The 11,775-nt window shown below is 67.2% G+C and carries 10 protein-coding genes; 3 read left to right on the forward strand and 7 right to left on the reverse strand.

Annotated elements, in window-relative coordinates; translation table 11 throughout:
- The first annotated feature begins 27 nt into the window (after positions 1 to 27).
- Positions 28 to 1,581 carry a CopM family metallochaperone gene (copM, locus tag ACFOOL_RS05975; RefSeq protein WP_380095765.1) on the forward strand — a complete coding sequence of 518 codons (1,554 nt, stop codon included), beginning with the start codon at positions 28 to 30 and terminating at the stop codon, positions 1,579 to 1,581.
- Between the two features lie 208 nt (positions 1,582 to 1,789).
- Here the strand turns inward: copM and ACFOOL_RS05980 are convergent, their stop codons facing one another.
- The 6 genes from ACFOOL_RS05980 to ACFOOL_RS06005 form a co-directional block, all read right to left on the reverse strand.
- Positions 1,790 to 2,866 carry a DUF2793 domain-containing protein gene (locus ACFOOL_RS05980; protein WP_380095766.1) on the reverse strand — a complete coding sequence of 359 codons (1,077 nt, stop codon included), beginning with the start codon at positions 2,864 to 2,866 and terminating at the stop codon, positions 1,790 to 1,792.
- Between the two features lie 11 nt (positions 2,867 to 2,877).
- The gene (locus tag ACFOOL_RS05985) at positions 2,878 to 6,897 is read right to left on the reverse strand and encodes a baseplate multidomain protein megatron (RefSeq protein WP_449240186.1); all 4,020 of its coding nucleotides are present in this window, start codon (positions 6,895 to 6,897) and stop codon (positions 2,878 to 2,880) included.
- Positions 6,849 to 7,286 (reverse strand): NlpC/P60 family protein, encoded by a 438-nt coding sequence (locus ACFOOL_RS05990; RefSeq protein ID WP_380095770.1) that lies wholly within the window; start codon positions 7,284 to 7,286, stop codon positions 6,849 to 6,851. The genes ACFOOL_RS05985 and ACFOOL_RS05990 overlap by 49 nt, the downstream gene beginning before the upstream one ends.
- Positions 7,283 to 8,095 (reverse strand): DUF2163 domain-containing protein, encoded by an 813-nt coding sequence (locus tag ACFOOL_RS05995; protein WP_380095934.1) that lies wholly within the window; start codon positions 8,093 to 8,095, stop codon positions 7,283 to 7,285. Before ACFOOL_RS05995 ends, ACFOOL_RS05990 begins: the two co-directional genes overlap by 4 nt.
- Positions 8,096 to 8,163: 68 nt before the next feature.
- Positions 8,164 to 8,790: a phage distal tail protein, Rcc01695 family gene (locus ACFOOL_RS06000; protein WP_380095772.1), complete on the reverse strand. Its 627-nt coding sequence runs from the start codon at positions 8,788 to 8,790 to the stop codon at positions 8,164 to 8,166.
- Positions 8,790 to 10,931, reverse strand: a complete 2,142-nt coding sequence (locus tag ACFOOL_RS06005) for a phage tail tape measure C-terminal domain-containing protein (RefSeq protein WP_380095774.1) — start codon at positions 10,929 to 10,931, stop codon at positions 8,790 to 8,792. The genes ACFOOL_RS06000 and ACFOOL_RS06005 overlap by 1 nt, the downstream gene beginning before the upstream one ends.
- Positions 10,932 to 10,995: 64 nt before the next feature.
- Here ACFOOL_RS06005 and ACFOOL_RS06010 point away from each other — a divergent pair, with 64 nt between their 5' ends.
- Both ACFOOL_RS06010 and ACFOOL_RS06015 read left to right on the forward strand, forming a co-directional pair.
- Positions 10,996 to 11,214, forward strand: coding sequence for an AbrB/MazE/SpoVT family DNA-binding domain-containing protein (locus ACFOOL_RS06010; protein WP_197644510.1), 219 nt, complete (start codon positions 10,996 to 10,998; stop codon positions 11,212 to 11,214).
- Positions 11,214 to 11,594: a type II toxin-antitoxin system VapC family toxin gene (locus tag ACFOOL_RS06015; RefSeq protein WP_197644513.1), complete on the forward strand. Its 381-nt coding sequence runs from the start codon at positions 11,214 to 11,216 to the stop codon at positions 11,592 to 11,594. Before ACFOOL_RS06010 ends, ACFOOL_RS06015 begins: the two co-directional genes overlap by 1 nt.
- Here ACFOOL_RS06015 and ACFOOL_RS06020 read toward each other — a convergent pair.
- Positions 11,584 to 11,757, reverse strand: a complete 174-nt coding sequence (locus ACFOOL_RS06020; protein ID WP_264224550.1) for a DUF7697 family protein — start codon at positions 11,755 to 11,757, stop codon at positions 11,584 to 11,586. The two genes, ACFOOL_RS06015 and ACFOOL_RS06020, sit on opposite strands and share 11 nt — an antisense overlap.
- Between the last annotated feature and the right edge of the window lie 18 nt (positions 11,758 to 11,775).

An 11,775-nucleotide genomic window follows, 5' to 3' on the forward strand; every position in this document is an offset into this window, starting at 1 on the left:
ACGCTCCGGAACCAAAGGATCAGATCAATGAACCGAACCGCAATCGCCCTTTCTGTCAGCCTGCTGGCAGGCCTGCCCGGCGCTGCCCTCGCGCAGGCCGGGCATGACACCCACCACCCCGGAACCCCGCCCGCGCAAGTGCAGCAGGCGCCCGCTCCAACGCCGCCTTCAGGCCAGATGCCCGGCATGCAAGGGATGATGCCCGAGCAGTGTCAGGCCATGATGCAGGCCATGACCCCGGAATGCATGGGTGCGATGCACCAGATGATGCAGGGCGGAATGAAGCAGGGGATGATGACTTCGCCAAACGCGCAGGCCCCCCATGCGAACGAAAGCCTTCCCGATTTCACCCGGGCCTACGTCGAATCGATGAATGAAATGCACGGACCGATGATGGATGGCGTCATGGCCGACGATCCGGATGTCGCCTTCGTCCGGGGTATGATCCCGCATCATCAGGGCGCGATCGACATGGCCAGGATCGTCCAGCAATACGGGAACGATCCGCAGACCAGGGCATGGGCGGAGCAGATCATCGCGGCGCAGGAAGGCGAGATCGCCGAAATGCAGGCATGGCTGGAGGCGAACGCTGGCGAGGCGCCGGCGTCCTTTGGTCAGACCGGCGGGACCGTCTATTCCGCCAATGAAGGCGGCAACTCCATCAGCGCCATCGATCTCGGCACGGGAGCGGTCGACACGGTTTCGATCCCGGTCGCGCCCCACAACGTCGATCTGACGCCCGATGGCAAGATGCTGCTGGCCGTTGGCGATCCTGCCACCGAGGGGGATCACGGGTCGGACGGGCACGGGCACGGCGCGGACGGCGCGGCCGAAGGTCTGCTGGTCATTCTCGATCCGCAGAACGTCGCGACGCCCAAGGCGACCGTGGCGGTGGGCTCCCACCCGGCCCACGTGGTCGCCGACCGGCTGGCGCGCGCCTATGTCTCGTTGGCCGGCGGAGACGAGATCGCCGTGGTCGACCTCGCACGGGCCGAAGTCATCGGGCGTGTCGCGACCGGGGACTATCCGCACGGCCTGCGGCTCAGCCCCGATGAGACCGAGCTTTACGTTGCCAATGTCGAGGACGGGTCCGTATCCGTCATCGACACGCAGGCGCTTTCCGAGGTGGCGCGCATTCCGGTCGGGACCGCGCCCGTTCAGGTCGGGTTCACGCCCTCGGGCGATCAGGTCTATGTCTCGCTTCGAGACGAGAACCGTGTCGCCGTGATCGACACATCGACCCGCGAGGTGACGAACAGGATCGATGTGGGGCCGAACCCGATCCAGATGTTCGCGACCCCGGATGGAGCCTATGTCTACGTGGCCAACCAGGGCACGGACGCAGAGCCGAACGACACCGTGTCCGTAATCGACACCGCGACCGGGCAGGTTGTGAAGACCCTCACCACCGGCGGCGGCGCCCACGGCGTGTCGGCATCGGCGGACGGGGCTTACGTGTTCGTGACGAATATCGCCGATGACAGCGTCTCGATCATCAACGTCGAGAGACAGGAAGTGGTGAGGACGGTGCCGGTCGGTGATCGGCCGAATGGCATCGTCTACGGCGGCCCGACCCGCTGAGCGAACGGCGCCGGAGTTCGCTCCGGCGCCAGCTTCATCATGCGGAGCGCCGGTTGCACGCGTGCGATGCTTTCGGCGGCCTGCCCGGCGTTCGCATCTGTGTCTATTGGCCGAAGAGAAGCCACTCTCCCCGATCTCGACATTTCGGATCCCATCATTCTGCACGTGCGTGCCTGCTCCCGCATCACGGCACCGTCCTTCAGCGCATTCACCCGACCTTGCAGCCCCAGAAGGACGTGTGATCGGCCGCGAAGTATCCGTCGGCGGCCCGGAAGGTGCCCTGCAGCTCGACGGTGTCGCCTTGGGCGAGCGGCACCATGGTCTGCAGCCAGAGCGCCGTCGCCTCGGAGGCGTGCGCCCCCGAAATCTCCCCCCGCGAGCCCCGGATTTCGGTACTTCCGTTCAGCACGAGCCGTCCGCGCATCCGCGCATTGGTGCTGGAATTGATCTTGTAGAGCAGAGTCGCGCCGAAGAGGTAGGTGCCGGCGACGGGCGCGACGAAGCGGTTGTTGCCAGCATCGAAGGCGCCCTGATCGTTATAGTCAGTGTTGTTGATGCCGATCTTCGTCCAGGTGTCGACGGCGACGTAGTTGTCGTAGTTGGTGTAGCCCTTGAAGCGCGGCAGCCGGGGCTGGTCGACGATGCCGGTGGCGTTGTCGACGATCAGTCCGTCGAAGAAGCTGTTACCGTCGGCGGAGACTGCCAGCCGGAACCTGTCCGAGCCGAAGAGGCCCATCAGCGCCTTGGTGACGAATCCGGTCTGCAGCGTCAGCCCGAGGTCATCGCCCGCGGTCTCCTTGTTCATGGTGTAGAAGAGATCGCCGGTGCCACCTTCGGCGAAGGTTTTCGCGGTCCAGAGCGCGGCGTTGAGCTTGGCCGAGAACGGGTTGGCCGGGTCGGCGGTGGTGCCCAACCCAAGCAGCGCAAGGTTCTGCAGCGCCGTCGGGGTGGTGCCGATCCAAACGGAACCATCGTAGACCAGCAGCAGCCCTTCGTCCTCCACCCATGCCCGCCAGCCCGCGCATGGCGGCAGGCGCAGCCAGGCCCCGTCGGTCCAGAGCGCGACGTTCAGGTCCCATCCCGCCCATGCCCCGGTGGCGCCCGAGCCGACGATGTGGCGATCACCATCGGCAGGACTGCCGGGCGGTGCGGTCAGGTCGCGGTCGAGGACGGAAAGCTGGACGAGCCCATCGAGCAGCCGCAGCGCCTCGTTGTGGGTGACATGCTTCTGCGCCTGTGCCGCCAGGATGTAGGGTAGCAGGAGGTGGGTGGTGGCATCGGACATGGGGAAAGCCTTCAGAAGCTGAGCGTGACGGTCTTGGGCGCGCCCCGCCCGACGAGGGCGGAGAGCTGGAAGATGCGGATGGTGAGCGTGTCGCCGGGGCCGAGCGGTGCGCCCCAGTCGGCGGTCTGCTGGGCGGCGGTGTAGAGCGCGCTGGGGTTGGCAGCGGACAGGACCCGCTTGACGGTTGCCCCGTCGAGGATCTCGAGCTCGTAGGCTTCCGTCTCTTCGGACAGCGACACCTCGACCACGCCCCAGTTGTCGGCCGAGAGGGACCGCGAGCGGCGGGTCCAGCGGATCGTCAGATCGCCGGGCGTGCGCGGCGTTCGCCATGGCTGCTCGACACGGGCGACCGAGAACGGCCGGAGCCCCACACCCTCCGGCGTAAAGCCCTGCGCCGCGTAAGTCTCGTCGCTCATGGGCCGGCTTGCGGGGCCGATGCGCCAGTTCCACGGCAGTCCGAGATCGGCCTCGGCGATCGGCAGAGAGGCGAGGCGGTCGTCGAGCACGACGGCCCGAGCACCCGCGGGCGCGGGATTGCCCACTGCGCCTTCCGTGCCGCGCTGGCCGCGCAGGAGCCGCGTCAGCCGGTAGCGGCCCGGCGCGGTGAGCTCGGCCGATCCCGCCTGAACGATCTCCCAGGCGCCGGGTGTGCTCTCGATGGCGAGCGCGTTGGCGCCACCCAACAGGGTCAGATCGGTGACGCTCTCGAGTGTGCCCGAGAGCAGATCGACAATCAGTACGTTGCCGAGATCGAAGCGCGAGGTTGGCCCCGACCAGAAGTCAAAAGCCAGAACACCGATACGCGCCCGTGTTCCGAAGCTTGTCAGCAGTTCGAAGCCGTCCGTTGAAGGGCTTCGGAAAACGGCCATCTGGCCCGGCCACGGCACGGCATGGGCCGCGGCGAAAGGCCGATGCGCGGGCTGATTCTCGCTCAGTTGCGGCAGATCGAGGAGGACAGCTTCGGGTGCACCGAACACCACCGCCTTCGACAGCGCCGCGGGGCGTGGCGCACCGGGCGGCAGATCGTAGGCTTCTCGGTCCTGGCAGAGAGCCTCGATACTCCGTGACTCTGTGTCGGCGGTCGAGACGAAGCGCAGGGGGACATTACGTCCGTCATGAACCAGCGTGATGACGTCGGCCGGATCGAGCGCCAGCCGCGACGGCGGCAGGCGGAAGACGGCGCTCTCGCGCCCGGACCAGGCTTCCATGAGCGCGCGACGGCAGCGCCGCTCGGCCTCCTCGGGCGGCACGGCGAACGGGAAGCTCTCGGAGGCGATGCGGCTCGTATCCACGGTGATGCGCCGGGCCTCGACGAGTGCGGCGTCGTAATCCTCGTCGGCGCGGGCCACCTGCCACTTCAATGCCTGCGGCAGCTCCGTCTCCTGGCCCCGCGTGAGTTCGAGCACGTCGCCCTCGCGCGCGGCGACGAGATCCTCCGGCGTCACGCTGGCGACCGCAGCCCGCCCGCGCATCAGGAAGCGGATCACGCCTTCGGTCTCAACGGCATCGAAGCCGAAGTGGCGCGACAGCGTGGTGATTGAGGCGCGCGGACTTTCGAGCGCGCCGATGGCGTAGCCCTCGATCGCGCCCCAGAGGCCGGAGACGTCGATCCTGTCCTCTGGCATCCCGGCGCGCAGGCAGAGATGGCGGACAAGCGCGGCCAGCGATACAGCCCCGAGGCGGCCGGTCAGCCAGTGCCCGAGCCGCCAGTTCGGTCCGTCCGTCCAGACGTCGGTCAGCTCGGGGAAGAACGGATATGGCCGCGCGTCCCAGGTCCAGGCGGCGCATTCGGGGACGTGCACCATCCGGTCGCCGTAGATCGACGACAGCGGGTTGTTCTCGCCGTTGCTCCAGAACAGATAGGTTGCCTCGAGGTATGCCCGCTGGATGGCGTCGTCGCGCCAGCCGCGCGAGAAATGCGGCACGAAGCTCTCGGAAGACTTCGGATCGAAGAACACGTTCGGCTGGTTGGTGCCGCGGTCAATCGCGGGACAGCCGAGCTCGGTGAAGCGGACGGGCTTGGACTCTGGCGCCCATGCCGTCGGCGTCCCGCTCTCCACTCCGCCGGGGCGGTCGTAATGCGGGTTCGACCACCAGCTGCGCAGATCCTTGTAGCGGAAGACCCACGGCTTGCTGGCGGCACCATCGGTGATAGGGGTGCGCACCTGCGCCGAGCGGTCCGTCGCGCTGGCATAGAACCAGTCGAAGCCTTCGCCGCCCGCGATGTTCCCCTGCAGATAGGCGCGATCGTAGATCGCGGGCCAGCCCTCGGCCGCGTCGAGATGCTCGAAGCCATCACGCCAGTCGGACAACGGCATGTAGTTGTCGATGCCGACAAAATCGATCTGCGGATCGCCCCAGAGCGGGTCGAGGTGGAAGTAGACATCGCCGGAGCCGTCCGCCGGCTGGTGCCCGAAATACTCGCTCCAATCCGCGGCGTAACTGATCTCGGTCGCACCGCCGAGGATGCTGCGCACATCGGCGGCAAGATCGCGTAACGCCTGCACCGTGGGATAGGTGCTGGCTCCCGCGCGGATCGTGGTCAGCCCCCGCATTTCGGTGCCGATCAGGAAGGCATCGACGCCACCTGCCGCCGCGCAGAGATGAGCGTAGTGCAGCACCATGCGGCGCAGACCCCAGTCCCCGGAGGCACCGATCCACGAGACGGTCTCTCCAGACACCGCGAAGTCGGACGAACTGGCCCCGCCGAAGAACGCTGCGACCTGTGTGCCCGCCGTGGCGGTCTTGTCGACGCTGCCAGCATAGCCGGCTGCGGGCGAACAGATGATCCGGCCGCGCCACGGGAAAGTGGGCTGGCCAGTCTCGGCGGCGTTGTCCGAGTACGGGTTCGGTAAGGTGTTCCCAGGCGGAACATCCATCAGGATGAAGGGATAGAAGGTGACGCGCAGGCCGCGGGCCTTCATCTCCTTGATCGCCTGCACCACGGCGAAGTCGGCGGGAGTCCCTCCATAGACCGGCCGGTCCTCGTCATCGCGACTGACCAGATGGGCAGCAGCCCGGCTGACGCCGTTGACGCTCCACGTCTTCGGGCTCGTGGTCTTCTCCGCGTATTCGACGCCGGGCTTGATCTGGCACGCCCCCGCGCGCAGATCGTTGCCGAACCAGGCGACGACCAGGCTGACGCTTTCGACCTTCGGCGCCATGGCCTGCAGCCGGTCGAGTGCCACCATCATGTCAGCGGTGTCCGAGAGTGCGTTCAGGTTTTCGGGCGTTTGCTCGCCGCTGCTCCCCTTGCGAATGCTTTCCGTCGCATAGGTGAACTCGCCGGAGGCGGGGATCATCGTGACCGCCTGCGTCAAACCCTCAGCGGTGTCGGGATCGGCGAGCGGACGGAAGATTTCGAAGGAGAGCTGCGGCAGGCGGTTGCCGTAGTTGCCGAGCGGCAGCTCTTCGAAGACGACGTAGGCGGTACCGCGATAGGCGGGCGTGCTCGCCGCGCCCATCTTGGCCGAAATGAATGGGTCGGCCGTCTGTGTCTCGTCACCCGGATACCAGCGCCAGGTGATCCCGGCAGTATCAAGCAGCTTGCCATCGGCCCAGATGCGACCGATCCCGGTGATTGGACCTTCACACACGGCCACGGCGAAGGAGGCATAGTAGAGGTACTCGGTGGTCTGGTCCTTGCCGCCGCCGCCACCTTTGCCGCCACCCTGCGTGGTCGTGTTGATCTCCTCGCGGAAATCGGTCGCCCAGATGATGTTGCCGCCCATCCGCATCCGTCCATAGACACGGGGGATGACGGCTCCTCGGTGGACGACGTGATGCGCAAGCTGTCGAGCCGCGGCCCTTCGATCCGCTGGGTGGGCGCCAACGAGGAAATGATCCAGCTGTCGACGACAGAACCAATTGCGGAGCCGACGAAGCCGCCAATCGTCGCGGCGCTCACGCCAAGGATGGCCCCGCCGATGCTGCCGCCGATGGCAGCGCCAGCCACGCCGAGAACGAGAGTTGCCATGGTGGATCAGATCTTTTCCGGGAAGAGGAAAGCGAAGGCGATGCGCCGGCGCCAGGCATGGGTGAGCGGCTCCTCGATCACGCCGAGCCGCTCATAAGCGTGGAGGAAGCTCTTTGGCGCGGTCAGAATTCCCACATGCTTGGCGATGGCGCGGGGCTTCATGCGGAAGAGGACCAGCGCGCCGGGACCGGCATATGAGGGTTCGACCTCGATCATCATGCGCCGTGCGCCCTCGGCCAGAACTTCGCGCGGACCAGTTTCACCCCAGTCGCGGCTGTAGCGCGGGATCGTGAATGGCTCGGACCCCACCACCTCGCGCCAAACCCCGCGAGCGAGCCCAAGGCAGTCGCAACCCACGCCTTTGAGGGAGGCCTGATCGTGGTATGGGGTGCCGAGCCAGGAGCGCGCGGTGGTGATGATGCGCTCTGGATGGGCGGGGATCACAACACCCCTCCGTCGTGGCTGCCGTCTCTTGTGGCGTAGCGCAGGATGGTGTCCTGGCCGGGGATGTGCGGAAAGCCCCGGAAGTTGGCGGTGTTGGCGAACTTCGTCCCGCAGGTCTCGATGCGCTTGTCGCAGCCGGCGCGGATGGTGAAGCCGTCGCTCTCGGTGATCGCGCGCACCGGCGCTTCCAGTAGCGTCAGCACCGCGACGCCGTCCGTGACGTCATGGCCCAGCACCTCGGTGCGCCGCCCCACGTTCGCTCCGCTCGTCCAGTTCAGCGTGCCGAAGGTGAACCAGCCTGAGGTGAAACCGCCGAGCCCTGAGGCGGTGAAGGCGCGGTCGCGCAGCAGATCAATGACGGCACCGGTGCCTTTGAAGGCGGGATCCTCGAGATCGACCTCACAGCGCACATCGCCGAGCTCCGCGTCGCAACTGGCCTGGAATGTCCGTCCAACCGTCTGGCCGAGCACATGGGCGAGCGACCGAACTTCTGCGACGAATGCCAGGCGACCGCGCCGGATCTGGCCGATGGCGCCGCGGCGCATCAGCACGCGCTGACCCGTGTTCGACCAGTTGACCCGCCAGACCTCGACCTCCGCATTGTCCCAGCGACCATCGAGAATGTCCGTCTCGGTGATGCGGTCGGAGGTCAGCACGCCCTCGGCATCCTGCGCATCGACCGAGAGGTCCGAGCCCGAACGCACCTCGGATGCCGTGAGCCCGCTCTCCGGTTCGAAGTCGGTGCTGTCGAAGGTCAGCGTCCGGTCATGATCGGTGAAGCCGAAGGTGACGCCGTCGGCACGGGTGATCCGCCAGCATCAGGCGAGCGTCGTCGTGCCCTCATCAAGATGTGCCTGGAAGTTTGGGTCGAGCGACTTCATCGCCGGATCTCCAGAAGTGGAATGGACGTGATCGAGCCGAGCCGCTCGAGGTCGAGCGTCACGTCGAGCGCGTCGGTGTCGAAGCGGACGGGTACGTCGAATTCGAAGCCCGCAGTGATGGCGACACCAGCGCCCGGCGCGGCGCTGAAGCTGACGACGCCGGTCGTGGTATCAACCGACCAGCCGGAAAGCTGCTCGACCCCGCCGAGCGCGATGCGCACGGTGTCTGCCATCGGCTTGGCGATGGCGCGCGTCCACGATTGCGCGCCGGAGGCGTAGCGCTTCACCAGCTGGAAGGCGGTCGCCGCGCCATCGCCGGTCCCGATCTGCTGATCGCTTGCGGCCGGCGCCTGCGACGGCAGGCACGACTTGTGATCGCCCCAGTCCTTGAAGCGGAAGCCGTGAAGCCGCCCGTTGCGCGCCTCGAAGAACGCGACGACCGCCGCCAGGTCATCGGCGCGGCGGATGCCGTAGGCGACGTCGTAGCGGCGGCGCGAATTAGCCCAGCTGGCGTTGCGCTCCTCGTCGCCTGAGGCGAGCTCGACGATCTGCGTGCGCCGCTCAGGACCGCCGCGTGCGCCCCTGCTGATATTGTCGGGAAACCTGACATCATGAAACGCCATCACATGCCCCTCCGGCCGAGCGACACGGCGCGGGCGATGTCGGCCGCGACCTGTGTGCGTGACTGGCGGAAGCTCTCGGCATCGCGGGCCATGATGGTGACGTTGACCTCGCCGCCTGCGCCGTAGCTCTGGGCTTCGCGCCGTGAGAGCACCCGCTCGCCCCGCTGCAGGATCGCGGGCACCTCATCATGGCGCAGACCCAAGGCGCCTCCGGAGTGCATTCGGGGCGCTGCGGCGAAGGCGAGCGCCGGCACCATCCGTACCGGTCCGCCAGCTCCGACGATGCCGCCCGCGTGCAACACATTGGCGAACAGGCCACCGGCCTGGCCGAGAATGCCGCCTAGCGCATTCGCGATTGGACCGAGGATGAACCGCCGTGCCGCCAGCTTGGCGAGATCGGCAATGAGCGACGTGACGAGGTCGGTGAAATTGAGCTTGCCCGTTTTCACGAACTCGCCGACGGCGTTCTCCGCCGACTGGAAGGCGCTGACGAGGCTCTGGCCGATATCGCCGCCGGTCTCCCGTGCCTTGCTGGCATAGTCGCTCAGCGCAGCGGTCACCGCCTGCCACCCGGTGACCGCGGACTCGGTGTCGGGCTTCGCTGCGGCGGCCGCCGTTCCGGCGGCAGCACCTGCTTCTGTGGCTGCGCGCCCGGCATCGCCGAGGGCGCTTTCGAATCGTTCGGCCGCATCCGTGGCATCGGTCAGCGCAGAACTGTCGGGTTCACTGGCGCGCGATAGTGCCTGACGTAGCGCTTCGATCGAGCTGAGGGGCGCTACTGCGGCGTTTGCTGCTGCCCTCGCAGAAGCCGCGAGCCGATCTGCCTCTGCGCTCGCCTCCGCAGCCGCGCCAGCCGTTTCGTAGAAGGCAGACCCGGCGCTAACCGCCGCTCCATAGACGCCAAGCATGGTGGACTCCATGCCTGGAATGCCGTCGAGGCCGCGCGCCACGGCGTGCAGGAAGTCCGCCCACGTCTTCTGGATCTTTTGGAGCGCTGAAAGCCAGCCCGCGCGAATGGAAGCCCACACGGATTGGAGGGAGAGCGAAAGCGACTCTCCGCCCAGCTTGATCCGGTCCCAGACCTCCGAGGCGACATCGCCAAGCAAGGCCATCGCATTGCCGAAACCACCGGCTCCTTGCGCAAGTTGGGTGAACTGGTAGATCAGTTCACCGGCGCCAACGATCAGCGCACCAATGCCGGTGCGGATAAGTGCCCCGCGTAGAACAACGAGAGCGGTTGCGAGGCCCCGCACCGACAGCGCCGCTGCTGCCAGTCCCGCAACCCACCGGCCGCCGAGGAATGCGGCGAAGGTGGCGGTATAGGTGGTCAGGCGACCGATGTTGTCGAAGAGCCCGCGGATTGCGATGCCAAGTGGACCGGTGCGGCTGGCGACAACCGCGATGGCGTCCGCCACTGCTTCCAGCGCCGGCGCGGCGGCAACGGCCAGTTGGTTGGAAAGTCCCCGCCAGATGAGGCCGAGGCGCGAGATCGCGTCGTTCGTCCGCTCGATCTGGTCGGCATCCTGTTCGGAGACGACGACACCGAAGGCAAGTACGTCCTCGGTCGCCTGGCGCAGCGTCGCGGTGTCGATCCGGCTCATCGCGATGGAGCCTTCCTCGCCGAAGAGTTGGCCCGCGACAGCCGCGCGCTCTGCGGCAGGCACGAAGTTCTCGATGGCGGCGTTGATCGCACCCACGCGCTGGTCCAGCGGCAGCGCGATCAACTCTGATGCGGAAAGCCCCAGCCGGTCGAGCGCGTCGGCAGCGGGACCGGTCCCGGCGGCCGCCTGGCTGAGACGGCGCGTCAGATCCTTGGTGGCCTGCTCGATGCCGGACATCGACACGCCCGCCAACTCGCCCGCCCGCTCCAAGGTCTGGATCGAGGCGACGGTGGTGCCGAGCGACTGCGCGAGCTTGGCCTGCGCATCGACGGTCTGGAGGCCGGAGCGGATCATCGCCACGCCAGCGGCAGCTGCGGCTCCAACTGCGGCGGCGGCCGCGAGCCGTGCGTTCGCCGCTTCCATCTCCCGGCTCAGCCGTCCAAAGCCGCGCGATCCGGCCTCGCCGACGCCTTCCAGTTCGGCGCGCACCTGCCGTCCGCCCACGGCCGCGAGGCGGACGGACACTCGCTTTTCAGCCATTGGTCAGAGTCCTTGCTTTCGCCGCACCGGCGTCTTACGTTTTAGGCATCGATTACATGAGGGTATGACCATGGCCGAGACCGCGACCCTGTCCTCGAAGTTCCAGATCTCGATCCCCAAGGCGATCCGCGCGGCGCAGCACTGGGAGGCCGGGCTGACCTTTGCCTTCATCCCGAAAGGCACGGGCGTCCTGCTGGTGCCTGTGCCCAAGCGGGAGGCGCTGAAGGGGCTCGCGCGCGGCGCGTCCGCCACCGATTATCGCGACCGGACGGATCGGCTCTGATGATCCTCGTCGACACGTCGGCGTGGATCGAATGGCTGATCGGCTCACCAACGGGTGAGAAGATGTCCGGGCAATTGCCCGAACAGGCCGAGTGGCTTGTCCCGACCATGGTCCAGCTCGAGCTGGCGAAATGGCTGACCCGCGAGGTCGGCGAGGACAAGGCGGATCAGGTCATCGCGTTCACGCAGGTCTGCACTGTCGTTCCGCTCGATACCGAGATCGCGCTCGCGGCGGCGGAGGCGTGCCGGGAGCATAAGCTGGCAACCGCCGACGCCATCATCTTCGCAACTGCACGGGCCCAAGGCGCGACGCTTCTGACCTGCGACGCGCATTTCGAGGGGCTGCCCGGCGTCTCGCTGATCGAGAAGATCAAGACCTGACACCGCTGCCGCCATTCGCGGCCAGTTCCTCGTTCAGCTTGGCGACCATCACCGCTTCGAGGACGGGCAGCAGTTCGGCCATGGCGAGCGGCGGCACGCCGAGCGCGTCACCGAGCGCCAGCGCCGCCGACATGTCCCAGCCGATCACAGCGCCGGGCAGCACACGCAGCTGGCCGCCGAG

Source organism: Devosia honganensis (assembly GCF_042648785.1).
Classification (GTDB): Bacteria; Pseudomonadota; Alphaproteobacteria; order Rhizobiales; family Devosiaceae; genus Devosia; species Devosia honganensis.

Bases quoted from the DNA above. Each gene is read 5' to 3' on its own strand.
- copM (WP_380095765.1), top strand. From the start codon at position 28: ATGAACCGAACCGCAATCGCCCTTTCTGTCAGCCTGCTGGCAGGCCTG.
- ACFOOL_RS06010 (WP_197644510.1), top strand. From the start codon at position 10,996: ATGACCATGGCCGAGACCGCGACCCTGTCCTCGAAGTTCCAGATCTCG.
- ACFOOL_RS05980 (WP_380095766.1), bottom strand. From the start codon at position 2,866: ATGTCCGATGCCACCACCCACCTCCTGCTACCCTACATCCTGGCGGCA.
- ACFOOL_RS06005 (WP_380095774.1), bottom strand. From the start codon at position 10,931: ATGGCTGAAAAGCGAGTGTCCGTCCGCCTCGCGGCCGTGGGCGGACGG.
- ACFOOL_RS06000 (WP_380095772.1), bottom strand. From the start codon at position 8,790: ATGGCGTTTCATGATGTCAGGTTTCCCGACAATATCAGCAGGGGCGCA.
- ACFOOL_RS06015 (WP_197644513.1), top strand. From the start codon at position 11,214: ATGATCCTCGTCGACACGTCGGCGTGGATCGAATGGCTGATCGGCTCA.